Origin of the sequence: Actinophytocola sp. (assembly GCF_036378875.1) — a bacterium.
Taxonomy (GTDB): Bacteria; Actinomycetota; Actinomycetes; order Mycobacteriales; family Pseudonocardiaceae; genus Actinophytocola.
In genome coordinates this window covers 122,077-144,656 of the sequence record NZ_DASUVO010000003.1, presented here as the reverse complement: position 1 = coordinate 144,656, position 22,580 = coordinate 122,077, and the positions used below count along the sequence as shown (strand labels likewise).

At 68.8% G+C, this 22,580-nt stretch carries 22 protein-coding genes; 10 read left to right on the top strand and 12 right to left on the bottom strand.

Going from position 1 to position 22,580, the window contains the following annotated elements:
- The first annotated feature begins 17 nt into the window (after nt 1-17).
- Complete coding sequence (mgrA, locus tag VF106_RS01760; protein ID WP_330837738.1) at nt 18-1,061, top strand: L-glyceraldehyde 3-phosphate reductase; 1,044 nt, start codon at nt 18-20, stop codon at nt 1,059-1,061.
- Nucleotides 1,058-1,933 (top strand): ribokinase, encoded by an 876-nt coding sequence (gene rbsK, locus VF106_RS01755; RefSeq protein WP_330837737.1) that lies wholly within the window; start codon nt 1,058-1,060, stop codon nt 1,931-1,933. The genes mgrA and rbsK overlap by 4 nt, the downstream gene beginning before the upstream one ends.
- Here the strand turns inward: rbsK and VF106_RS01750 are convergent.
- The 8 genes from VF106_RS01750 to VF106_RS01715 all read right to left on the bottom strand — a co-directional run bounded on the left by VF106_RS01750 (nt 1,926) and on the right by VF106_RS01715 (nt 9,688).
- On the bottom strand, nt 1,926-2,912 hold the full coding sequence (locus VF106_RS01750; RefSeq protein WP_330837736.1) for an o-succinylbenzoate synthase: 987 nt from the start codon (nt 2,910-2,912) through the stop codon (nt 1,926-1,928). The two genes, rbsK and VF106_RS01750, sit on opposite strands and share 8 nt — an antisense overlap.
- On the bottom strand, nt 2,912-3,397 hold the full coding sequence (locus VF106_RS01745; RefSeq protein WP_330837735.1) for a gluconokinase: 486 nt from the start codon (nt 3,395-3,397) through the stop codon (nt 2,912-2,914). Before VF106_RS01745 ends, VF106_RS01750 begins: the two co-directional genes overlap by 1 nt.
- A gap of 137 nt (nt 3,398-3,534) precedes the next feature.
- Nucleotides 3,535-4,284 carry a hypothetical protein gene (locus VF106_RS01740; protein ID WP_330837734.1) on the bottom strand — a complete coding sequence of 250 codons (750 nt, stop codon included), beginning with the start codon at nt 4,282-4,284 and terminating at the stop codon, nt 3,535-3,537.
- A 2-nt stretch (nt 4,285-4,286) separates the two neighbouring features.
- Nucleotides 4,287-5,357: a hypothetical protein gene (locus VF106_RS01735; protein ID WP_330837733.1), complete on the bottom strand. Its 1,071-nt coding sequence runs from the start codon at nt 5,355-5,357 to the stop codon at nt 4,287-4,289.
- Nucleotides 5,350-5,655, bottom strand: a complete 306-nt coding sequence (locus tag VF106_RS01730) for a hypothetical protein (RefSeq protein WP_330837732.1) — start codon at nt 5,653-5,655, stop codon at nt 5,350-5,352. Before VF106_RS01730 ends, VF106_RS01735 begins: the two co-directional genes overlap by 8 nt.
- Before the next feature lie 8 nt (nt 5,656-5,663).
- Nucleotides 5,664-6,161 (bottom strand): YbaB/EbfC family nucleoid-associated protein, encoded by a 498-nt coding sequence (locus VF106_RS01725; RefSeq protein ID WP_330837731.1) that lies wholly within the window; start codon nt 6,159-6,161, stop codon nt 5,664-5,666.
- A gap of 115 nt (nt 6,162-6,276) precedes the next feature.
- Nucleotides 6,277-8,769 (bottom strand): LamG-like jellyroll fold domain-containing protein, encoded by a 2,493-nt coding sequence (locus tag VF106_RS01720; RefSeq protein ID WP_330837730.1) that lies wholly within the window; start codon nt 8,767-8,769, stop codon nt 6,277-6,279.
- 112 nt (nt 8,770-8,881) lie between these two features.
- Nucleotides 8,882-9,688, bottom strand: a complete 807-nt coding sequence (locus tag VF106_RS01715; RefSeq protein WP_330837729.1) for a DeoR/GlpR family DNA-binding transcription regulator — start codon at nt 9,686-9,688, stop codon at nt 8,882-8,884.
- Between the two features lie 109 nt (nt 9,689-9,797).
- On the opposite strand from VF106_RS01715, the gene VF106_RS01710 reads away from it, so the two are divergent.
- Complete coding sequence (locus VF106_RS01710; protein ID WP_330837728.1) at nt 9,798-11,849, top strand: PQQ-dependent sugar dehydrogenase; 2,052 nt, start codon at nt 9,798-9,800, stop codon at nt 11,847-11,849.
- A gap of 14 nt (nt 11,850-11,863) precedes the next feature.
- Nucleotides 11,864-12,784, top strand: coding sequence for a LamG-like jellyroll fold domain-containing protein (locus VF106_RS01705; protein WP_330837727.1), 921 nt, complete (start codon nt 11,864-11,866; stop codon nt 12,782-12,784).
- Between the two features lie 147 nt (nt 12,785-12,931).
- Here the strand turns inward: VF106_RS01705 and VF106_RS01700 are convergent, their stop codons facing one another.
- On the bottom strand, nt 12,932-13,210 hold the full coding sequence (locus tag VF106_RS01700; RefSeq protein ID WP_330837726.1) for a hypothetical protein: 279 nt from the start codon (nt 13,208-13,210) through the stop codon (nt 12,932-12,934).
- A gap of 311 nt (nt 13,211-13,521) precedes the next feature.
- The gene (locus tag VF106_RS01695) at nt 13,522-14,217 is read right to left on the bottom strand and encodes a histidine phosphatase family protein (RefSeq protein ID WP_330837725.1); all 696 of its coding nucleotides are present in this window, start codon (nt 14,215-14,217) and stop codon (nt 13,522-13,524) included.
- 56 nt (nt 14,218-14,273) lie between these two features.
- Here VF106_RS01695 and VF106_RS01690 point away from each other — a divergent pair, with 56 nt between their 5' ends.
- The 6 genes from VF106_RS01690 (at nt 14,274) to VF106_RS01665 (ending at nt 21,112) form a co-directional block, all read left to right on the top strand.
- Complete coding sequence (locus tag VF106_RS01690; RefSeq protein WP_330837724.1) at nt 14,274-14,939, top strand: PadR family transcriptional regulator; 666 nt, start codon at nt 14,274-14,276, stop codon at nt 14,937-14,939.
- A 210-nt stretch (nt 14,940-15,149) separates the two neighbouring features.
- A complete protein-coding gene (locus VF106_RS01685) occupies nt 15,150-16,142 on the top strand; it encodes an ABC transporter ATP-binding protein (protein ID WP_330837723.1) in 993 nt (330 codons plus the stop codon).
- A 169-nt stretch (nt 16,143-16,311) separates the two neighbouring features.
- Nucleotides 16,312-17,088: an ABC transporter permease gene (locus tag VF106_RS01680; RefSeq protein ID WP_330837722.1), complete on the top strand. Its 777-nt coding sequence runs from the start codon at nt 16,312-16,314 to the stop codon at nt 17,086-17,088.
- 9 nt (nt 17,089-17,097) lie between these two features.
- Nucleotides 17,098-18,276 carry a methyltransferase, FxLD system gene (fxlM, locus tag VF106_RS01675; RefSeq protein ID WP_330837721.1) on the top strand — a complete coding sequence of 393 codons (1,179 nt, stop codon included), beginning with the start codon at nt 17,098-17,100 and terminating at the stop codon, nt 18,274-18,276.
- A 68-nt stretch (nt 18,277-18,344) separates the two neighbouring features.
- Nucleotides 18,345-19,646 carry an MFS transporter gene (locus VF106_RS01670; RefSeq protein ID WP_414638831.1) on the top strand — a complete coding sequence of 434 codons (1,302 nt, stop codon included), beginning with the start codon at nt 18,345-18,347 and terminating at the stop codon, nt 19,644-19,646.
- A gap of 53 nt (nt 19,647-19,699) precedes the next feature.
- The gene (locus VF106_RS01665; protein WP_330837775.1) at nt 19,700-21,112 is read left to right on the top strand and encodes a pyridoxal phosphate-dependent decarboxylase family protein; all 1,413 of its coding nucleotides are present in this window, start codon (nt 19,700-19,702) and stop codon (nt 21,110-21,112) included.
- Here the strand turns inward: VF106_RS01665 and VF106_RS01660 are convergent.
- Together VF106_RS01660 and VF106_RS01655 are read right to left on the bottom strand one after the other, a co-directional pair.
- Nucleotides 21,072-21,893 carry a hypothetical protein gene (locus tag VF106_RS01660; RefSeq protein ID WP_330837719.1) on the bottom strand — a complete coding sequence of 274 codons (822 nt, stop codon included), beginning with the start codon at nt 21,891-21,893 and terminating at the stop codon, nt 21,072-21,074. The two genes, VF106_RS01665 and VF106_RS01660, sit on opposite strands and share 41 nt — an antisense overlap.
- A gap of 111 nt (nt 21,894-22,004) precedes the next feature.
- The gene (locus VF106_RS01655; protein WP_330837718.1) at nt 22,005-22,508 is read right to left on the bottom strand and encodes an Lrp/AsnC family transcriptional regulator; all 504 of its coding nucleotides are present in this window, start codon (nt 22,506-22,508) and stop codon (nt 22,005-22,007) included.
- Nucleotides 22,509-22,580 lie beyond the last annotated feature (72 nt).

Here is a 22,580-nt window from a genome sequence, read left to right as displayed (position 1 = left end):
GACCCCAGGAGATCTCGATGAGCATCCCGCCGGCATACCAAGCCGCATCGGACCGCTACGACACCACGATGTCCTATCGGAAGACCGGCGACAGCGGTCTGCGGCTGCCGGCGGTCTCGCTCGGGCTGTGGCAGAACTTCGGCACCGAGGTGCCGCTCGAACAGTGCCGCGCGATCCTGCGCCGCGCGTTCGACCGTGGCGTCACCCACTTCGACCTCGCCAACAACTACGGCCCGCCGTACGGGTCGGCCGAGGCCAACTTCGGCGCGCTGTACGCGCAGGACTTCCGGCCGTACCGGGACGAGCTGATCATCTCGACGAAGGCCGGCTACGACATGTGGCCCGGCCCGTACGGCCAGGGCGGCGGGTCGCGCAAGTACGTGCTGGCCAGCCTCGACCAGAGCCTGTCCCGGATGGGCCTCGACCACGTCGACATCTTCTACTCGCACCGCTTCGACCCAGAGACCCCGCTCGAGGAGACCATGGGCGCGCTGGCGTCCGCGGTGCGGCAGGGCAAGGCGCTGTACGTCGGCATCTCGTCGTACTCGCCGACCAAGACGCGGGAGGCGCACGCGCTGCTGGCCGGCATGGGGGTGCGACTGCTGATCCACCAGCCGTCGTACTCGATGCTGAACCGCTGGATCGAGCCGGACCTGGTGGACACGCTCGGCGAGCTGGGCATCGGCTGCATCGGCTTCTCCCCGCTGGCACAGGGCATGCTGACCGACCGCTACCTGAACGGCGTCCCGTCGGACTCGCGGGCCGCCCGCGACGGTTCGCTGTCGAAGTCGATGCTCACGGACGAGAACCTGGGCCGCATCCGCGCGCTGAACGAGATCGCCGCGTCGCGCGGCCAGTCACTCGCGCAGCTGGCGCTGGCATGGACGCTGCGGGACGCCCGCATGACGTCGACGCTGATCGGCGCGTCGAGCGTGCGTCAGCTGGACGACAACCTCGGTGCGTGCGAGAACCTCGAGTTCACCGACTCCGAGCTGGCGGAGATCGACAAGCACGCGGTCGAGAGCGGCATCAACCTGTGGGCCCGATCGAGCGCGGAATGATCACGGTCGTCGGGAGCTGCAACGTCGACTTCATCGTGCCGGTGGCCACGCTGCCGGGGCCGGGGGAGACCGTGCTGGGCCGCGACCACCTGCGCGCGCCCGGCGGCAAGGGCGCGAACCAGGCGGTCGCGGCGGCCCGCCTCGGCTCGGCGGTGACGTTCGTCGGCTGTGTCGGCGAGGACGAGCTGGCCACGACCATCCGCGACGCGCTGACCGGCGCCGGCGTGGACCTGGCCGGCCTGAGCACGGTCGCCGACGTGCCCAGTGGCATCGCGCTGATCACGGTGGCGGACGGCGGGGAGAACACGATCGCGGTGAGCCCCGGCGCCAACGCCCACCTGAGCCCGTCCCATGTGGACACATCGCTGCTGGCGGCGTCGGATGTGCTGCTGGTGCAGCTGGAGATCCCGCTGGAGACCGTGACGGCGGCGGTCGAGGTAGCCCGCGGGAAGGTGCTGCTGAACCCGGCGCCTGCCCGTTCGCTGCCGGCATCGCTGCTGGCGGCGGTGGATGTGCTCATCCCGAACCGCTCGGAACTGGCTGTCCTGGCGGGCGCCGAGGAGCCCACCACGATCGACGACGCAGCGGCCCTGGCGAAGTCACTGTCGGGCCCGTCCGCGGTCGTGGTCACCCTCGGCGCGGACGGCGCGCTGGTGGTGGCCGCCGGCCAGACCGAGCACGTGCCGGCGGTCCAGGTCGACGCCGTCGACGCGACTGGCGCGGGCGACGCGTTCTGCGGTGCGCTGGCCGACGGACTGGCCCGTGGTTCGTCGCTGGTGGAAGCGGCGGAGTGGGCGGTGCGGGTAGCGGGAATCTCGACGACTCAGCGAGGCGCGCAGACGGGGATGCCGCTGCGCGAGCAGGTCACGTGAGCACGCGGCCCTGCGCCACGAGCCGGGCGAGCCGGTCCCGCCACCACTGAACGCGCGCGGGGTCCTTCAGCTCGTGCTGTTCGAGGAGCGCGGGGTCAGGCGTGGGGGTGACGGGCGCGACCGGCAGGTACCCGCCGACGGGCCTGAGCGCGCGGGCTGGGCCAACCACGTCGCCGTCGAGCAGCGACAAGGTGCCGAGCCCACAGGCGAAGTCCAGTTCGGGCAGTGCTCCGGCGAGCGCGAGCCCGGCACTGAGCCCGACGGAGGTCTCCAGGGCGGACGACACGACGACCGGCAGCCCGCACGCCTCGGCGACCCGCAGTGCCCGCCGCACCCCACCGAGGGGCGTGCACTTGATCACGGCCACGTCGGCGGCCTCGGCAACGGCGACCTTCATGGGATCCTCGGCCCGCCGAATGGACTCGTCGGCCGCGATCCGCACGTCGGTCTTGCGCCGAACCTGGGCCAGCTCGTCGATGGTGGCGCAGGGCTGCTCGACGTACTCGAGGCCGCCGGCCGCGCGGTCGAGCTTGGGAATGGCGTCGAGCGCCGCGTCGACATCCCAGGCCCCGTTGGCGTCGACCCGGATCTGCCCTGTTGGTAGGGCATCCCGCACGGCTTCGAGCCGCGCGATGTCCTCGTTCTGGGAGTCGGCATGATCGGCGACCTTGACCTTGACCGTCCCACACCCGGAGGCGCGGACGATGTCGTGGGCCTTTGCTGGTTCGACGGCGGGCACGATCGCGTTGACCGGAATCCGCCCCCGCACCGGATCGGGCCAGCCGACGGTGCAGGCCTCGATGGCGGTGGTCAACCAGGAAGCCGCTTCGCGGTCGTCGTACTCGGGGAAGGCGCAGAAGTCACCCCACCCTGCAGGCCCTTCGATGAGCATGCCCTCGCGGACGTCGATCCCCCGAAACCGAGTGGTGAGAGGGATCGCGTACACCCGCGCCTGGTCGAAATCGATCATGGTCTTCATCAGAACTTCGAAACTACCTCATCGACGATGTCCGGGACCGGCCGAGCGAAGTCCACCACAACGCCCCGCTCGTCCTCCTGGAGCGGTTCGAGTGCGGCGTACTGCGAGTCGACAAGCGACTCGGGCATGAAGTGCCCGGCCCGCCCGGCAACCCGCTGACGTGCGACGTCCTTGTCCCCGTCGAGGTGCAGGAAGGTCACGTCGGGCGTCGCGTGCCGCAGCATGTCCCGGTAGACCCGCTTGAGCGCGGAACAGGTGACCACGGCCCCGGCGCCCTCGTGCTCGGCCAGCCACGACCCGATGGTCCGCAACCAGGGCAAGCGGTCGGCGTCGTCCAACGGCACCCCGGCCCGCATCTTGGCGACGCTCTCGGGACTGTGGAAATCGTCCGCATCGGCGAACGGCACCCCCATCCGCTGCGCCAGTAACTTGCCCACAGTGGACTTCCCCGACCCGGTAACCCCCATGACTACGACGAGTGTCATGCCCCCATGCTGTCATCCACCAGCGACAACGGCGCGACCGCGCTCCTCGATGAACCGCTTGATCCACTGGGCGTCCTCTTTGGCGGGGAACACCAAGGGCCCGCCGGGCAGCTCGATGACGACGACGTCACCGGGCCCTATTGTTCTTCGACGCCGACTTGTCGCAGGGCGAGTCGGGCCTCGACGAACCGCTTCACCTTCGCCGTGTCGTGGACAGCGACGACCAACTGTCCAGCCGGAATGTCGATACTCAGCAACTCCCCGGCTGGCATGGATACGGTTCGTTCTTCTTCGTCACCGGGAAGCTTCCACTCTGTGTCCTCGACCTCGGTCCACGTGGTGACCGTCGAGATCTCGTCGTAGGACGCTGCGGTGTGGAACCTGTCGGGCCGCTGCGAATCCTCGGCGACCGCGATCGCTTCCGGCCCGACGACCAGGATCGCCTTGCTGCCGCGACGCGGTTTGAACGTGATCGTGAGATCACTTTCGACGACATCCGGTGACAGGTCGTCGAGCACCATCCGTCTTGCGTTGAGGGAGAGCGAGGCGACCGCCGCCCCAACGATCATGGTCGCGATCACGCTGGCCGTGCCCGCGCTCCCACGTGAGTCCGCGGCGAACTGGCTGAACATCATCAATGTCATGAGCACGCCCGGCGTAGCCACGCTTGGCCAGGAGTTCGGCGCCTTCCTTGTGGCCAGGAACGGCCACAACCCGAACAGCCACAGCAGGAGCGTGACCCCGCCGACCATGAGGAGATCCTCGGAGCCGAAGCGGTCATCCACGACCGCCCAACACGCGTAGTAGATGTCGAACACGATCGGCGGCGCGAAGGCGCTGATAGCCACCAGTCGCCGAGCGCGGCGTATCAAGGAGCCCTCGGCCATGGCTACAGCGTTCCCTTCCTGGTCCACCAGTCGTCGGTCTCATACCGACCCTGCGGAGTGTTCTCGATTCTCGCGGGATCCTTTGCCTCCTCGGTCGTGAGGCGAGGGTTGTCCCCGGCATCGTGTTGCTGGTGCATCTCGTGGACCCGCGCCGCGTCTCGTTCCGCCTCTTGCTGCTCTGCCTCAGTCGCGTTCGGGCCGGCTGGGCTCGACTGCCGCGCTGTCGAGTCGACCTTCACGGCTTCTTTCCCGGCTTCCACGCCGTATTTGAGGGCGGCGCCGGTCAGGTTGGGTACCAGCAAGCCCTGTCGGAACACAGCAGTCGTACTGGTGAGCCGGGTCAGGCCGAGGTACTTGTCGACGACATGTGCCAGGTCCGTCAGCCGACGGGAGATCTCAGCGAGCTTGTCGACCACCTTGCCGAGCACGCGAGTGATCTTCTGCAGCAGCCTGCTCATCTCGATCACGGCGTTCATGACGAATTCAGCGGCGGTAGCACCAAAAGTGAACGGCGCGAATGCGAGTTTCGCTGCTGCTTTCCGCAGCAGTTTCCATATGAACTCGGCGATGAGGTCGCGGATGACGGTCCGGCCGGCGGCAAGCCACTGCCCCGCGGTGGCCGTTGACTGTGCCAGCCCCACGCAGGCCATACTGGCGCCGTAGATCTGGTCTGACCGGAAGGACATGACATCCGCACAGCTCGCCGCGGAGTCGGAGCCGCCGTCGATCCAGGTCGGCGCGTAACGCCCTGGTGCCGGCCGGTGGTCGTTGCCGATCTTGTCGAGTGCGGTCGCGAGGTCGTTCCAGGTCGTGATGGCACCCTGTACAGAGTCTGGGTCGCAGGTCGTCCAGTCGAGTACTGCCCGAAGTGGCGCCAGGTGCTCGATGATGAACGAGATCGCGGTCGTGGCCAGCGAATCGACCGGATTGGCAATGAAGCCGAGCGCGTCGAGGCCGACGGCGGCCGAGTTGACAACGACGTCACCCAGGTCGATCCATTCGTCCGCGTTTTGCGCTGACTGGATTGTTTCCGCGATGGACTCGGCGATTCCTCCCCCAGCAAGGTCAATCATCGATGGCCCCTCGGAACCTGTTTGTCTGGGTGTCCTCGTTGTTCTTGAAATCGAGGGCCGTGTCGGATATGGACGTTGCGTCCGAGTAAACGTTCCGGTAGAGGGCCAACAACCCGGCTGCGGTTCGGTCAGCTGTGCTTCGAACACGGCCGGTGCACGCCGCGCCGATCAGGCCAAAAGTGTTGACATTATAATCGACAGTGCTTGCCCGCTCGGCCACAGATTTGATGTCGGCGGCGAACCCGAACACGGCGGAAGCGAACTTGTTCATTTCGTCGAGATTGACGTCGGTATCCATCGTGCTCCTCAGCGCAGCAGCGAGCCGCTGCCGTCGTCGGGGCGGCGGCGTTTGGGCGTGGCGTCCTGAAGGCCTCGGCCCTGGCGTTTGCGCAGTACGGCGCCGTCGAAGTCGTCTGGGTCGCGGTCTCCGCGTTGGGGTTCCTGCTCCGGTTCTGGCATGAACTGGGTGATGAAGTCCATGGTTTCCGGGTCGCCGAACTGTTGGGTCAGGGACTCCGTGACGCGGTTCGAGACCTCGCGTTGGGCGGCGGCCACCGTCCTCATCACCAAGGGGCCCAGGGCCTCCGGGGCGTGGGATGCCGCCTTCGCGGAGAACGAGATGTTCTGCAGTGCGCCGGTGGGGGAGAGGGTCACCGTCACGGCGCCATCAGCGGACGTGGCCGTCGCGGCTGCGGCGGCCAGTTCCGCCCGCAGTTGGGTGGCCTTGCTTTCCAGGGCCTCCGCCTGCTCGCGCAGTTGACGCAGCATGGTGTCCGGGTCCAGGCCCTCGAACGGGTTTGCCATGGTCAGCAGGCTAACGCACCGCATCACGCTCGGTGTTGGGTTCGGCAGGCTCCGTGACCAACCACTCGGACGGGTGAGGTCGGGCAGCGCGGCACCGCTGCCCGACCTCGAAGAGTCAGCGGCCTGACGCGTGCAGGGCCGCCACCTCCGTGTCGGTCAGGGCCCGGTCGAACACGTGGACCTGGTCGATGGCACCACGCCAGAAGTCGACCTGGCCGCCGTTGAACTTCGCGCGGCCGATCACCGTGTGGCCCGTGGCCGGGTCGGCGATGCACGCGGACGTCGAGCCCGCCAGTGTGCCGTTCACGTACAGCTTCAGCGAGCCCGTCGTGACGTCGCGGACGCCGACCAGGTGGTACCACTCGCCGAGTATCGGCGGCGTGGGGGCCAGTGCCCGGCCGCCGACGAAGCTGAACGCGAAACGGTTGTCCGCACCGGAATACTGCAGGAAGTATCCACTGTGGACGTCGCCGTCCTGGCTGACCGCCGTCTGGAAGCCGCCCAGGCTGTCCATGCGGACCCACGCCGTCACGGTGTAGTTGCCGATCTCCGTGTCGACCAGCGACGCACCCGTGTCCACATAGGAGTTTCCGTTGAACTGCAGGCCGTTTCCGGTGTAGCCCGTCGTCCACGCCGGCTCGTTGACGAGCGTGCCGTCGTGGTTGCCCACGTCGTCCGACGTCGTGGTGCCGAAGCCCTCGCTGAACGGGTAGTACGCGATGCCGAGCGGGCCAGGGGTGCCCGGCGGTGGCTGCACGCCGTCGCCGGTGCCGTCCGCGCCCGCGATGATCTCCTGGTTCACCGCGCGAACCTGTGCGAAGTCCATCTTCTTCACCTGGCGGTCGTAGGTGAAGAAGCCGTTGACCTCGTGCTCGACGTCGGTGATCTGGGTGTAGATGGCACCGGAGATGCCACACCGCCGCGCCGATTTCAGCACGTCCCGCTGGTTCTCGACGTATCGCCTGGTCAGCGTGGCCGAGTCCGGGGTCATCTCGTACGCGTGGCCTTCGCCGAACCACATGTGGTCTTCGACCTCGAGGCCGAAGCCGCCGTGCTCGCCGTCCGCCGAGACCCGCGAACCGGTGGGCACCGGGGAGGCCGGGCCGACGTAGGCGTGGTGGTCGATCATGTCGCCTCGACCCGAATCACCCTTGGAGGCGCAGCAGTTCACGCCGCTGTGCGCGTTCACCAGGCGGCTCGGGTCCTGCGCCTTCACGGCGTCGGCGATGCGGCCGGTGTCCGCTCGCGCCCACTCACCCCAGCCCTCGTTGAACGGCACCCACACGACGATCGACGTCCAGCTCTTGTGCTGCTCCACCAACCGGTTCAGCTGCCGCTCGAACTCGGTTCGCGCGTCAGGTGGCGGCAGTTCGTTCGACGTCTTCATCGACGGCATGTCCTGCCACACCAGCAAACCCAGCTTGTCCGCGTGGTAGTACCAGCGGTCGGGCTCCACCTTGATGTGCTTGCGGACCGTGTTGAAGCCCAGCTCCTTGTGCTGCTCCAGGTCGAACCGCAGCGCGGCGTCGGTCGGCGCGGTGTGGATGCCGTCCGGCCAGAACCCCTGGTCCAAGGTGGACATGTGGAACAGGATCTCGCCGTTCAACGTCATGCGTAGCTTGCCGTCGGCGCCCGGGGCGGTACCGATCTCCCGCATGCCGAAGTACGAGCCAACGCGGTCGACCGTCTTGTTGCGGTCCAGCAACGTGACACGCAGGTCGTAGAGGAACGGCGAGTCCGGCGACCACAGCTTCGCGTTCGGCACCGGCAGCGCCAGCTCCTGGTTCGCCGGGCCGCGGACGCGGCCGACCACCCGCCCGTTGTCGTACGCCACCGCCTCGACCGTGCCCTCGATCGTCGACCGCGAGGTCAGCCGCAACGTGCTGTCCGCCAACCGGGGCGTCATGTCCAGCTTCGTGATGTGCCTGGCCTGCACCGGTTCCAGCCACACCGTCTGCCAGATGCCGGAGCTGGCCGTGTAGAAGATGCCGCGGTCGGGTATCTGGCGCTGCTTGCCGACCGGCTGCCAGGTCGCGTCGGTCAGGTCCTCGACGCCGACCACGATCTCCTGCGCCCCCCGTGGCGTGAGGGCGGACGTGATGTCGACCGAGAACGAGTCGTACCCGCCGCGGTGCGTGGTGACCAACCGGCCGTTGACCCACACCCGCGTGTCGTAGTCGACGGCGCCGAAGTTCAGGACCAGCCGGTCCTTGCGCCATTTGGTCGGCACCTCGAACGTGCGCCGGTACCACATGCGTTCCTCGCTGCGCATGACGCCGGACAGCGCCGACTCGACCGGGTACGGCACGAGGATCCGCTCAGGCAACGACTCGCCGAGCGGTGGTTCCTCACCGGCCGTCGCGCCGGCGAACTCCCAGACTCCGTTGAGGTTCTGCCAGTCCGGCCTGGTCAGCTGTGGTCGCGGGTAGTCGGGCAACGCGTTGTCCGGGCCGACGAGGCCCGTCCAGGGGGTGGTGAGTGGTGGTGTCTTCGGCTGCCACACCGGATCCGCCGCGGCCGGCAGTGCTGGTGCGAAGGCCGCCACGAGCAACGTCGTGACGGCGAGAACTCTTCGGGACAGGGGGCGAAGCGAACGTGATGCCGTCATTGGCACTCCCGCCGAATCGTGAGAGGTCGCGCCCTCGCCGGCGACCTCGCCGATCAAATTCAGTCACGTCCGAAACTTATCTGTCAAGACTCAACAGTTTCGTTCACCGGTTTTACGAAACGTACTCCGCCGTGGCTGCCACGTGCACCGTGATTCCCAGTTCACGCAAGGCGTTCAGCTCCGCCGGGTCGGAGGCGTCGTCGGTGACCACGTGGTGGATGTGCTCCGGCGCGACCGTTTGGAGCAGCGCCTCGGCGCCGATCTTCGTGTGGTCGGCGAGCACGACCACCTCGCGGGCCGCGCAGGCGAGCGCGCGGTCGACGCCGGCCACCGTCAGGTTCGGAGTGGACAGTCCGCGTGCCGCCGTCAACCCGTTGCCGGAGATGAAGGCCCGCGTGCCCCGGACAGAGGAAAGGGTGTGCTCCGTGGTGCCTCCGACGAGCGCGTGAATGGCGCCGCGCAGCGTCCCGCCGGTCATCACGACGTCCACGCCGCGCGCACCGGCCAGCCCGGTCGCGACCAGGAGCGAGTTCGTCACCACGGTCAACTCGCTATGCCTGGTCAGCCTGCTGGCAAACGCTTGCGTGGTGGTGCCGGCGCCGACGACGATCGCGTCGCCGTCGGCGACGAGTCCGGCCGCCAGCTCGGCGATCGCGGCCTTCGCGTAGGACGCGACGTGCGTCTTCTCCGAGTACGTCGGCTCGTGCGACAACCCGCCGGGCAGGGCGGCGCCGCCGTGGTGGCGGTCGAGCAAACCCTGTGCTGCCAAGGCGCGCAGATCGCGACGGACGGTGACCTCCGAGGTCTCCACCTGGCGTGCGAGCTCACGCAGCGAGATCGCGCCACTGGACCGCACCAGTTCTAGGATTCGTTGACGACGCTCCGCTGCGAACACGCGACGACGATAACTTGCGGGCATAAGGGACAAGTGCTCTTGCGTCCGGTGCGAGGCCGTCTGTAGGGTCAGGAAAGCGCTTGCCGGAAAGCGCTTTCCTGACCACGTCATACCCACACGGAAGTGGGCGGATATGTCAAACCCCAGACGGTGGCTGGTAGCGATCGCCGGTGCGGTGGTCGCGGCCGGCCTTGCCGTGCCGCCGAGTGCGGCGGCGCAGGCCGACACACCTCTCCAAGACCCGTTACCGGATCCCGTGCCGTCGAGCCTCGGGCTCACGGTCCAGGAGTTCGCGCAGTTCCCCAAGACCGAGACGACTCCGCCGCCGGTCGACCCGAGGCTCATGCGCCACAACCGCATCAACTTCCTCGGTGAGGTGCCGGACGGCTCCGGCAGGCTGTACGTGCCGGACCTCAACGGCAACATCTACCTGGTCGACCACGGCGTCCAGAGCGTATTCCTCGACGTCAAGGCGCAGTTCCCGGACTTCTTCTCTGGGCGTGGCCTCGGCACCGGCGCCGGGTTCATCGCCTTCCACCCGGACTTCCGGCGCAACGGCAAGTTCTACACGGTGCACAGCGAGAACGGCGCCGGCCTGACCAAGCCGACGACCTGGCCGACGCAGCCGAACCCGATCCTCCACTCGATCATCACGGAGTGGACCGCCACCGACCCGAGCGCGGACACCTTCAGCGGCACCCGCCGCGAGATCATGCGCATCGGCGAGGGTGGCCAGATCCACGCGATCCAGCAGATCGACTTCAACCCGTACGCCCGTCGGGGCAGCCGGGACTACGGCATCCTCTACGTCGCCTCGGGTGACGGCGGGCAGGGTGCGCGCAATACGCAGCCCCAGGAGCTGGGCAACCCGTACGGCAAGCTCCTGCGGATCAACCCGCTGGGGACCAACGGGACGGGCGGCCAGTTCGGCATCCCGCCGGACAACCCGTGGGTCGGCCAGGCGGGCGCGCTGGGCGAGAACTACGCGATCGGCATGCGTGACCCGCACCGGTTCAGCTGGGACCCCGCCACGGGACGGCTGTACATCGGCGTCATCGGTGAGCACCGCATCGAGGCGGTCTACGAGGTGAAGCCCGGCGACAACTACGGCTGGAGCGAGCGCGAGGGACCGTTCGTGTACAAGCGTGGCGACCCGGTGTGCGGCGTGTACCCGCTGCCCGCCGACGACGCCCAGAACGGCTACACCTACCCGGTGGCCGCGTTCGACCACAACCCCCCGCCGGGGTCGAACCTGTGCTCCGACTCGGGGCACGCGATCGACGGTGGCTTCGTCTACCGCGGCTCGATCCCCGAGCTGCGGGGCAAGTACGTGTTCACCGACCTCGTGGACGGCCGGATCTTCTACACCGAGGCGAACGAGATGCGTCGCGGTCAGCCGATGGCGCAGATCCACCAGTTCCAGGTCTACGACGCGGCCGGTCAGCGCACCACGTTCCAGCAGTTGGTGGGCCACGCCCGGGTCGACCTGCGGTTCGGCCAGGACGCGCGCGGTGAGCTGTACCTGATCGCGAAGGCCAACGGCAAGGTCTGGAAGGTGACCGGCACCCAGCGCTTCGCGAGCTGCCGCACCGGCCACACCACGGTCAACGCCACCGGCGCGAGCTCGTGGGCGCCGGTGACCCCGGCCAAGTGGCAGTTCCAAGGCAACCAGGCCATCCTGGCCGAGGCCGGCGCGGCGCGTCCGGGTCCGCGGCGGCCGTTCGAGTACGCGGTACTGGACAAGGGCCCCGAGCTGTCGAACGTCCGCGTGAACGCCAAGGTCCGGCTCGACACACCCGTCGAGGTGACCAACCGTGACGTGATCATCGTGTTCGGGTACAAGTCGGACACGGAGTTCTACTACGCGCACGTGTCCACGGACAACACGATCTACCCGCACAACGGGATCTTCGTGGTGAACAACGCGGACCGGCTGCGGCTCGACGACCAGTGGAGCGCCGTGATGTCACGTGGCGCGCCGCCTGCCATCACCGACACCGCGTGGCACGACGTGAGCGTCACCCGCTGCGCGGACTCCGGTGAGATCGCGGTCCGTGTCGACGGCAAGCTGCTGATGACCGCCGTCGACAAGACCCTGGGTGCCGGGCGCACCGGGTTCGGCTCGTTCGACAACATCGGACGGACCAAGAACTTCCGCGCCACCGGCACGGCCGTGCGGGGTTGAGTCCGATGCGTCGAATGGTGATCGCACTCTTCTGTGTGTCCCTCGCGGCGCTGTCCGGCGTGGTGCCCGCCTCCGCTTCGGCGGGGACGGGCAACCACGGGCCGGGCGGCGTGTTCCCGCCGCTCAAGCGGGACCTGGTCGTGTATTACGACTTCGACCACCCCGCTTCCTCGGGTGCGGTCGAACGTGACCAGGGCAAGTCGCGCACGAACCTCGACATGATCAACGGCGCGCCACGCGTCCGGGACCGGTTCGGGCGTGCGTTGCAGACCGGGCAGGTCTCGAACGTGTTGAGCAACGACGACTGGAAGGCCGGTGTCTACTCGACGACCGGGGTTCCGTCGCTGCACGCGTTCAACGCCGCGCGTGAGGCCACGGTCATGGGTTGGTTCAAGCTGACGGGGGTCAACCCAAGTCCGAACACGCAGACCGCCAACCCCGACGACAAGTTCGGCGCGATGGGGCTTGCCGGGGTGCTCACGGGTGACTCGGACGGGCACGCGGTGCGTGCGCTGCTCGAGGTGTTCATCGTGAACGGCGAGATGCGCGTGGTCGCGCTGGGCCGGCGGGTCGACGGCAGCGCGTCGCAGACGTTCGCGGCGAACATGCCGTGGCAGGAGGTCCTGCCGCAGAACGAGTGGGTGTTCCTTGCCGCGACGTTCAACTTCGACACCGGCGAGATGGCGTTGTACCGCAACGGGAAGCCCCTGGAAGGCTTCTACGCGACCGCGGGCGACCCGTGGCAGCTCGCCGGCGACCCCGAGCCGGACCTGACGACGGCCAACAACCCGCGCGGCATCAAGATCGGCGGCAGCTTCCCGCAGAACACGCAGGAGCGAAACCCGTGTAACTGCCGCATGGACGAGCTGATGTTCTACGACCGCGTCGTGACCGCGAAGGAGGTCTGGCGCCAGTACCAGTGGGCCCGCCGGTAACTCGCGAGTCCAACATTCACGACCCGCGTGTCCAACGCTGTGGACCCGCGAGTTCAACAAATCCGCTGACCGAGCGGTAAGCAGGTTTGTTGAACTCAGCGGTCTGGACTGTTGGACACGCGGGTCGTGTTGGTTGGACTCGCGGGCCTATGTCAGGGTTAGTAATTCCTCGACGATTCGTTCGGCGCGGCCCGCGCTGTGCCAGAGCTGGATTTCGTGGCCGCCGGTTTTTCGTAGGCGGGACGCGGTGGCCCAGTGCTCCCACACCTGGATGTTGTCCTCCACGTCGTCGTGGGTGTGGAGGCCGAAAAGGGCGTCCACGGTTCGACGGCTCGTCGGGGCGGCGAGGGTGGTGGGGAGGAACACCCAGCCGATGGCGCGCAGCGGCTTCACCAGTGCCAGGAGCCGCTCGTGCTCGGCCGTCATTCGGTTGCTCCTCAACATGTTCTGGTGGCGGACGGCACGCCGGAGCGCACGGGGAGGACCGCTCGACGACGTGCCGCCCGCCGGATGTGCCCGGTCCGCGGAGCGGGGTCTACGACCGGGCGGGTTGCGGCGCCAAGATTGCCCGGAATTGCCAAGCGGTCGCAACTCGACTCGCGTGCAGAATGCAAGATTACCTGATCGGGCGAGCGGTGTAACTTTCGGAAAAATGCGTGAATGCCCTCGCATCCGGAGCGGATGCGAGGGCATTCATCGGTTAGGCGGCCCGTGCCTTGTCGGAGCGTCGCGCTGCCTTACTCCAGCGGCTGGGCCTGCAGGGTGAAACGTGCGTCCAGGTGGGCCGTGTCGTTGAACCGCCTGATCAGCCAGCGCTCACCCCACACCACGAGCTGCGTGATCGACGCGTTGTCGGCGTCGATGAACGCGAACGGCCGGCAACCGGTGGCAATGGCGACGATCTGGCCGATCGTGCCGCCGTGCGTGAACACCGCGATCCGCTGGTCCCTGTGCGCGGCGGCGAGGCGCTCGACGGCCTCGCGGATCCGGCCGGTGAACGCCTCCGTCGACTCCGCGCCGGGGATCACGTCCCAGCGTTCCTGCTCGAACATCTGGATCGCGGTCGGGTGCCGCTCGGCGACGTGGATGCGGAACAGCCCGCCCTCCCACTCGCCGAGCATGATCTCGCGCAGGCCCGGCTCGACCACCGGCGCGATGCCGAGGCGTTTGGCCAGCGGCTCGGCGGTCTGGTGTGTCCGCCGCAGCGTCGTCACGTAGATGCCGTCGAGGTGCTCGACCGCGAGCCGGTTCGCGGCGAGCTCCGCCTGCTGCTCACCGATTTCCGCGAGCGGTGGGTCGCCCTGCCCGTCGACGAGCGGGAACGGCCGATCCTCGCGTGCCGGCGCTGACTCGCCGTGCCTGACCAGCAGGATCTCGGTGGCACCCTGCGGGAGGGTGAAACGGTGCTGTCGGTACTCGGCTGTGTTGGTCACGCGTCCATTGAACACATGGATCACATCGAATACTCGACATCGAGTATTCTGACTCCATGGGCAAGCGGAAGGTCAGCAATCCACTCGCGCTCGCGGTGCTCAGCCTCCTCGCGGAGAAGCCGATGCATCCGTACGAGATGTCGAGCACGCTGCGGGAGCGGGTCAAGGAGGAGAGCATCAAGCTCAACTACGGCTCGCTCTACTCGGTCGTCGACGCGCTCGTGCGGCACAAGCTGATCGAGGTGCTGGAGACCGTCCGCGAGGGCCGGCGGCCCGAGCGGACGGTGTACGCGATCACCGATCTCGGGCGGATCGAGATGGTCGACTGGCTTTCCGAACTGCTCGCGATGCCGGTCAAGGAGTACCTCCAGTTCGAGGCGGCGTTGTCCCTGATGCCGGCGCTCTCGCCGGACGACGTGTTGCGGCTGCTCGAGAACCGGGTGACCCGGCTCAACGGGGAGATCGGCGCGGGCGACGGGTTCTTCGCCGCCGCGGCCGAGCGGAACATGCCCTACCTGTGGTTGGTCGAGGCGGACTACAAGCTCGTCCTGGCACGCGCCGAACGTGAGTTCGTCCTCAGGCTGATCGAGAAGATCAGGAAGGGTGAACTGCTGGAGGTCGCCGCGTGGCGGCGTGCGCACGAACTGGCGGACGGGGTGCCGGGTGAGGGCGAGTGGGAGCAGGCCCTCGGGGAGGCCGGCCTCAGCTGGACGCCGGAGTGACACCACTATTGACGTCATCGTGACGTCAGCGCGATACTCGACATCGGATATACGAAGGGGAGGGGTCCTAGGAACAGCACTGGCCGGGTGCGGCAACACCCGGCCAGTGACCAGAAACCCAGGCTCGTCGGCGTGACGGCACCAGGCGCACTTTCCAGAATAGCCGTGCGCGCCGACCGGCCTGGTTGACCAACCAGGAGGAACGCGTCGATGACGCACGCGAAGGAGGCGCCGGCCATCCAGGCCGTCGACCTCGTCAAGAAGTACAGGGACGTCACGGCCCTCGACGGGCTGAGCTTCTCCGTCCCGCTGGGGACCGTCTTCGGCCTGCTCGGCCCGAACGGCGCCGGCAAGTCCACCACCATCAAGATCCTGACCACGCTGTCCACGGCGACCGCCGGCTCCGCCACCGTGGCCGGCATCGACGTGCGGAGCAGGCCGAACGACGTGCGGCGCACGATCGGCGTGGTCACCCAGCGGTCCGGCACCGACCCGCAGGCCACCGGCCGGGAGAACCTGCTGCTCGTCGCGCACGTCCACGGCATGCGTGGGCGCACGGCCAGGACGCGGGTCGACGAGCTGCTCGAGCTGTTCGGCCTGACGGACGCGGCGAAGCGGCTGGTCAAGCACTACTCCGGCGGCATGCAGCGCAAGCTGGACGTCGCGATGGGGCTGGTGCACCGGCCGTCGGTGCTGTTCCTCGACGAGCCCACCACCGGGCTGGACCCGCAGGCCCGCAGCGAGATGTGGGCGGAGATCGCGCGGCTGGCCCGCCACGACCGGCTGACGATCCTGCTGACCACGCACTACTTGGAGGAGGCCGACCACCTGGCCGACCACCTCGTCATCGTGGACCGCGGCCGGCTGGTCGCGGAAGGCAGCCCGGAGGAGCTCAAGAGCGAACTGCGGGGCGACGCCGTGGTGATCGACCTGTCGCCGGACGCCTCGGTCGACGCGGCCCGTTCGGCCATCGAGGGCCTGGCGGGGGCGCGGGAGGTCACGGTCTCGGGCCGCACGATCCGCACCAGGGTCGACCACGGCGCGAGCGCGGTGCCCGCCGCGCTCGCCGCACTGGAACGGTCGTCGGTCACGGTGGCGGCGGTGACGGTCGCGAGGCCCGCGCTGGACGACGTCTACCTCCGGCACACCGGCCGCACGTTCGCCTCCGCGGACGCGAACCAGCAGCTGGAGGTGGCCCGATGATGTCGCGAAGCTCGCGCGCGCGTTACCCAGCCCCCACCCAGTCCCGGGGGCGTCCCGCCGTGCCAGTCTACCGGTGGGGGCTGACATTCTCGGGTTGTTACCGGCGGGTTGTGGACAACTCGGTCGCTGTGGACAACTCCGTCGCAGTCAACAACGCAGGGGTGGCCAGGTGACCACGCTCGTGCCGCACAGCGGTTATCTCACCAACCGGCTGCTCCTGGCCACCCTGCGCCAGCCCGCGTTCGTGGTGATCATGCTGATACAGCCGATGATCTGGCTGCTGCTGTTCGGGCAGCTGTTCAAGCGGATCGTCGAGTTGCCCGGGTTCGCCTCAGGGTCCTACATCGACTTCCTGACCCCCGGCGTTGTCGTGATGACCGTGTTGTTCACCAGTGGTTGGGCGGGCATGGCGTTCATCGACGACATGGACCGCGGGGTCATGGACCGCATGCTGTCCTCGCCGGTCAGCCGAGGGGCGATGATGCTCGCCTCCGTGCTGAACCAGGCCGTCACGATCGTCGTGCAGGGGATCATCGTCGTGCTCGTCGGGTTGGCGCTCGGGGCCGAGTTCGCGGGCGGGGTCGCCGGCGTGCTCGTCATGTTCCTCGCCGCCGTGCTGCTCGCGGCCTCGTTCTCCTGTCTGTCAAACGGGATGGCGTTGCTGGTGCGGACCGGCGAGGCGCTGATCGGGTTCTCGACGATGCTCACGTTGCCGCTGTCGTTCCTGTCGTCGGCGATGATGGCGCGCGAGGCGGCACCCGAGTGGATCCAGACCGTGTCGTCGTACAACCCCGTCGACTGGGCGGTCGTCGCCGCGCGGGAGGCGCTGTCGGCCGATCCGGACTGGTCCGGGGTGTTCGCGCGGCTCGGTGGGCTGTTCGGGGTCGCGATCATCACCGGATTCATCGCAACTCGGGCATTCCGGTCGTACCAGAGATCACTCTAACCTTGGCCCGTGCCCGTTGAGCTCAACACGCTACGGCAGCAGTTGCTCGATGTGGTGCGCCGTCACGGCGCTGCCACGGACCCGTTCGTCGCCACCGCGTTTGGGGAGGTGCCCCGGCACCTGTTCCTGCCCGACCTGCCGCCGAACCAGGCGTACGAGGACGACGCGATCGTGACCAAGCGGGACGCGGGCGGCCGGCCGATCAGCTCGTCGTCCCAGCCCACGATCATGGCGATCATGCTCGACCAGCTCGCCGTGCGGCCGGGACACCGCGTGCTGGAGATCGGCGCCGGCACCGGGTTCAACGCTGCCCTGCTCGCCAACATCGTCGGCGGGCGGGGCAGCGTCACGAGCGTCGACCTCGACGCCGACACGGTCGAGCGGGCCAGGGAGAACCTGGACGCGGCCGGCTGTGCCGACGTCGTGCTGGTGGCCGGCGACGGCGCCGCCGGCCATCCGGACCGCGCCCCGTACGACCGGATCATCGCGACGGTCGGCGTCTGGGACCTCGCCCCCGCGTGGGGTGAGCAGCTCGTGCCGGACGGCCGGCTCGTGGTGCCACTCGACCTGCACGGCGTCCAGCGGTCCGTCGCGTTCGTTCGCGACGGTGACCATTGGACCAGCCAGTCGGCCATGCCCTGCGGCTTCATGCGCATGCGTGGCCCGTTCGCTGGTCCCGAGCGCAGCTACGGGCTCAGCGAGACGCTCACCCTGGGACTCCCGGCGGCTCAGGAGATCGACACCGAGGCGGTGGCCGCCGTGCTCGCGGAGACGCCGGTGGTGCGGGGCACGGGCTCGGCGCCGTCGGAGGAGGAGGTGTTCGACGGGCTCGGCCTGTGGCTCGCGGTCCGTGAGCCACGGTGCTGCTCGATATCCGAGACCGGCCAAGGCGACGTGCTTCGCGACGCGCCGCTGCGGGCACCGGATTCCGTTGCCACCATTGGGATTCTCGGGGACGACGGGGTCGCGCTGCTCAGCCGGAACGGCGATGACCTGACCGTGCTCGGCTACGGCAACGACACGGTCGCCGACGAGCTGGTGACCCACGTGCGGGACTGGGAGGACGCCGGCCGGCCGGGCACCGACGGCCTGCGGATCGACGCCTACCCCGCCGACGTGCCCAGCCCCGGCGGAGAGATCGTGCTCGAAAAGGGAGAGTGCACGCTCGTCCTTTCGATGCGCTCCTGACTGTCCACTCCGGGGCCCCGCTGGGGTAGGCTCCGCGAGCAATGACGAATACCTCTCACGTTCCGGACGTGGACCGGCTGCCGGTCCGCACTCGGTTCGGCTATGCCCTCGGGTCGCTGTCGACCGGTGCGTTCGGGACAGTGCCAGGGCTTCTGCTGCTGCCGTACCTCACCGACACGCTGGCCGTGTCCGCGTCGGTCGCCGGGCTGCTCGTGCTGCTGCCGAAGGCTTGGGACGTCTTCTTCAACCCGGTCGCGGGCCGGATCAGCGACCGGACCAAGGGCCGACTGGGCGCGCGCCGGCCGTACCTGATCTTCGGCGGTATCGGGCTCGCGATCACGTTCGCCGCGTTGTTCGCCGGGCCGGACACCGGCTCGGCGACCGTCGACGCGTTGTACGTGGCGTTCGTGTTCCTGGTGTGTGCCACCGCGTTCGCGTTCTTCCAGGTGCCGTACAACGCGTTGCCGGCCGAGCTCACCACCAGCCCGACCGAGCGGACCCGCCTCACCGCGTGGCGGATCGCGGTCCTGGCGATCGCGATCCTGATCAGTGGTGCCGGCGCCCCGGCCGTGCGGGACGCGGTCGGTGGTCTCGCCGGTTACCGGGTCATGGGCATCGCCGTCGGCGTGCTGATCCTCGTCGGTGCCGTCGGGGTGTTCTTCGGCACCGCGCGGACCAGGGTCGCGCCGCCGCTGCCGTCCGTCGCGAGCTGGCGGGAGACCGTCACGGCCGTGCGTGCGTGCCGGCCGTTCCGAGTGCTGTTGACCGCGTTCGTGATCCAGGCGGTCGGCATCGGCACGCTGCTCGCCGGGGTCGACTATCTCGCGCGCGTCGCGCTGGAGGACAAGGCCTGGCAGCCGCTGCTGTTCGCCGCTTTCGTGGGCCCGGCGCTGCTGGTGATGCCGGTGTGCCAGCGGGTCGCGGACCGCCACGGCAAGCTGTTCGGCTACATCGTCGCGACGTTCGTGTTCGCGGTGGGACTGCTGGGTGTGTTGTTCGCCCGGGTGTTGCCGCCGGTCGTGATCGTGCTGTTCGTCGCGGTGGCCGGCATCGGGTACGCCGGGCTGCAGGTGTTCCCGCTGTCGCTGCTGCCGGACGTGATCAGCGCGGAGGAAGGGCGAACCGGGCAGGTCCGCGCCGGCGTGTTCGCGGGCGTGTGGACGGCGGGGGAGACGCTCGGGCTCGCGCTCGGCCCCGGGCTGTACGGGCTGATCCTGGCCATCGGCGGGTACGTGTCGTCGTCGGCCGACGAGGTCGCCACACAACCGGCGAGCGCGGTCACCGCGGTGGTCGTCGGGGTCGCGCTGGTGCCCGCGGTGTTCACGCTCGCGGCGCTGCCGTTGTTGCGCCGCAAGGAGTTCCAGTCGTGAGTCTCCCCGCATCAGGAGTTCCTGCCGACCGGGTGCTCGACGAGTTGCGTGCCATGCGGGCCACCGACCTGCCGACACACGGCGGCCGCACGCTCGCCTACGTGTACGACAGCGGGCTCGCCGGCCTCGACGCACTGGCCGCGAGCGCGCACGCGCTGGCGAGTTCGGCGAACGGCCTCGACCCGACGGCCTTCCCCAGCCTGCTGCGCATGGAGAACGAGATCGTGGCGGCGGCTGCCGCGTTGCTCGGCGGTGGTACGTCGGCGGCGGGCAGCGTGACGTCCGGCGGCACCGAGAGCTGCATGCTGGCGGTGCACGCCGCGCGCGCGGCGCGACCCGACATCACCGAGCCACGCATCGTGCTGTCGTCGACCGCGCACGCCGCGTTCCACAAGGCAGCGCACTACTTCGACGTCGAGGCGGTCACGGTGCCGGTGGTGGCGGGGACTTTCGCCGCCGACCCGGACGCGATGGCGGCCGCCATCGACGACCGGACCGTGCTCGTGGTCGTGAGCGCGCCGTCCTACGCGCACGGGGTGATCGACCCGGTGGCACCCATCGCTTCCGCGGCGGCCGCACGCGGCGTCCGGTGCCATGTGGACGCGTGCATCGGCGGCTGGGTGTTGCCCTACTTCCGTGCACTCGGCGTCGACGTGCCCGACTTCGACCTGTCCGTGCCGGGCGTCACCAGCCTGTCCGTGGACCTGCACAAGTACGCCTACTGTCCCAAGGGGACGTCGGTCCTGCTGCACGCGAACGCGGAGCTGCGGCGCGGCCAGTTCTTCGCGAGCGCCTCGTGGCCGGGCTACACGATGCTGAACTCGACGCTCCAGTCCACCCGGTCGGGCGGCCCGCTGGCGGCGGCGTGGGCGGTGCTGAACCACATCGGCGACAACGGCTACCGGGAGCTGGCTTCCCGTGTGCTGGCGGCGATGCGCGCGCTGACGACGGGCATCGCCGCGATCGACGGGCTGGCGATCCAGGGCAGTCCACAGTCGACACTGCTGTCCGTCGCGGCGTCCACCGAGGAATTCGACGTGTTCACCGTCGCCGACGAGATGACCGAGCGCGGCTGGTACCTGCAGCCGCAGTTCGGTTTCGAGTCGTCCCCGCCGAACCTGCACCTGACCGTGACGGCGGCCAACCACGGCGCGGAGGAACCGCTGCTGGCCGACCTGGCCGCGGCGGTGACGGCGGCCAGACGCAGAGGCGCGGTGACGGTCGCCCCCGAGGTGACGGCGGCCATCGCGGAACTCGACCCGGACGCACTCACCCCGGACCAGTTCGCGGCTCTGTTGGCGGGAGCCGGCCTGACGGAGGTCGCGGCGCCGAAACGCATGGCCGAGATCAACACCATGCTCGCCGCCGCGACCCCGGAACTGCGGGAACGCCTGCTGGTGGAGTTCCTCAACGCCCTCTACACGATCACGCCACCGCGCGCTTCCGAGGAAAATCCTTCCGCTTGATCTTGGCGCGCCGACCGTCCGGGTGGTGGAACACGATCCCCTCCGCGAGGTGACCCGGCGAGTACCGGCTCTCCAGCGCGTCGAGGAACTCCCGCAGGTCGTCGTAGCCGCGCGGCACCTCGGTGATCGTCGGCGCCGCGAGGTCGAACGGCACGCACACGTGGTCGTCCAGCGCGAGCGGGTTGCCCTGGATGCGGGGACCGAGCGCCTCGCACGGGTGCTCGCCGTCCGGCCAACCCGATACGTCCGTATTGGCGGCGGCCGCGAGGATCCACTTGTCCTCGCCGCTTGTCTCCACGGTGTCGACGTACCAGCCGTCCACGATGCCCTGGGCCTTCTGCGCCTTGCTGGGGTTGCGCCGCTTCTCGACCCGGACGAGCTGGCCGCCACGGATCGTCAGGCGCACGTTGGTGCCGTCGAGCTTCTCGGTGCCGACCCCCGCGCCCTCGAAGACCCACGCGCACTCGGCACGCGGCCGGTCGACCACGTGGAACCGCTCGTCCCGCTCGAACAGTGTCGGGATCTTCTCCATGACCGCCCTCCCCTTCGCGACCTGCCCGGTCAGTTCCTCGTGCGTGATGACGCCGTTCGCCAACCCGCTCGCCAGCGCCCGCACCAGGTCGGCCACCGAGACCTCCGCCTCGACCGCCACGTGCTTGAGCGCCTTCTTCTCCTCGGGGGACAGCCAGGCGACCAGCCGCGACCACCCCTCCGGCGGTGTCCACCGGACCAGGGCCGCGGGGTCCTTCCTGGGCCGCCCCCGCTTCCGCGGTTCGTCCACGGCAGGGACTGTATATCTACTTTGCCACTTGGCACAATAGAAAATAACCGGCAGGTCAGAGTGGATGACTGGCGGCCGCCCGGCGTCCGGGCGACCTAGTCGGTCACAGCGCTAGCGGGACCAGCCCTCCGGTTGGGTGGCGTGCAGGAAGTTCTCCACCGGGGGCTCGACCGCGCGGCCTTCGTACTGGGTGGACAGCACCACCGAGGAGCGCATCTCGCCGTGTTTGCCCAGGCGTTCGAACAGGCCCTCCAGGTGGGCGAGGGAGGCCGCTCGCACTTTGATCATCGTGCAGTGGTCGCCGCTCAGTTTGTGGACCTCGACGATCTCCGGGTAGTCGGCCGCCGTGCTGGTCTTGAGTAGGCAGCTGCCCAGGCTGCACTGCATCTGCACGAACGCGAGGATCGGGTAGCCCGAGCGCCGGGCGTCGACGTCGGCGCGGTAGCCGGCGATCACCCCGGTCTCCTCGAGCCGGCGCACCCGTTCGGCGACCGCGGGCGCGGACAGGTTCACCCGCCGGCCCAGCTCCTTGAACGACAGGCGGCCGTCGGACTGCAGCTCGGTCAGCAGTCGCCAGTCGACGGCGTCCAGGGCCTTTTCCGAACGAAAGGTCATCGCGCCATCATTCCTTCCGAAGTGCTGGTCGAGTCGACCATATGCCTGCCGAAAGCCGTTCAACCAGCGGTG

Coding starts and splice junctions, on each gene's coding strand:
- VF106_RS01655 (WP_330837718.1), bottom strand. CDS start 22,508: ATGACCTTTCGTTCGGAAAAGGCCCTGGACGCCGTCGACTGGCGACTG.
- VF106_RS01665 (WP_330837775.1), top strand. CDS start 19,700: ATGCGGGCCACCGACCTGCCGACACACGGCGGCCGCACGCTCGCCTAC.
- VF106_RS01735 (WP_330837733.1), bottom strand. CDS start 5,357: ATGATTGACCTTGCTGGGGGAGGAATCGCCGAGTCCATCGCGGAAACA.
- VF106_RS01710 (WP_330837728.1), top strand. CDS start 9,798: ATGTCAAACCCCAGACGGTGGCTGGTAGCGATCGCCGGTGCGGTGGTC.
- VF106_RS01720 (WP_330837730.1), bottom strand. CDS start 8,769: ATGACGGCATCACGTTCGCTTCGCCCCCTGTCCCGAAGAGTTCTCGCC.
- VF106_RS01740 (WP_330837734.1), bottom strand. CDS start 4,284: ATGGCCGAGGGCTCCTTGATACGCCGCGCTCGGCGACTGGTGGCTATC.
- VF106_RS01750 (WP_330837736.1), bottom strand. CDS start 2,912: ATGAAGACCATGATCGATTTCGACCAGGCGCGGGTGTACGCGATCCCT.
- rbsK (WP_330837737.1), top strand. CDS start 1,058: ATGATCACGGTCGTCGGGAGCTGCAACGTCGACTTCATCGTGCCGGTG.
- VF106_RS01745 (WP_330837735.1), bottom strand. CDS start 3,397: ATGACACTCGTCGTAGTCATGGGGGTTACCGGGTCGGGGAAGTCCACT.
- VF106_RS01715 (WP_330837729.1), bottom strand. CDS start 9,688: ATGCCCGCAAGTTATCGTCGTCGCGTGTTCGCAGCGGAGCGTCGTCAA.
- VF106_RS01705 (WP_330837727.1), top strand. CDS start 11,864: ATGGTGATCGCACTCTTCTGTGTGTCCCTCGCGGCGCTGTCCGGCGTG.
- VF106_RS01730 (WP_330837732.1), bottom strand. CDS start 5,655: ATGGATACCGACGTCAATCTCGACGAAATGAACAAGTTCGCTTCCGCC.
- mgrA (WP_330837738.1), top strand. CDS start 18: ATGAGCATCCCGCCGGCATACCAAGCCGCATCGGACCGCTACGACACC.
- VF106_RS01690 (WP_330837724.1), top strand. CDS start 14,274: ATGGGCAAGCGGAAGGTCAGCAATCCACTCGCGCTCGCGGTGCTCAGC.
- VF106_RS01685 (WP_330837723.1), top strand. CDS start 15,150: ATGACGCACGCGAAGGAGGCGCCGGCCATCCAGGCCGTCGACCTCGTC.
- VF106_RS01700 (WP_330837726.1), bottom strand. CDS start 13,210: ATGACGGCCGAGCACGAGCGGCTCCTGGCACTGGTGAAGCCGCTGCGC.
- VF106_RS01725 (WP_330837731.1), bottom strand. CDS start 6,161: ATGGCAAACCCGTTCGAGGGCCTGGACCCGGACACCATGCTGCGTCAA.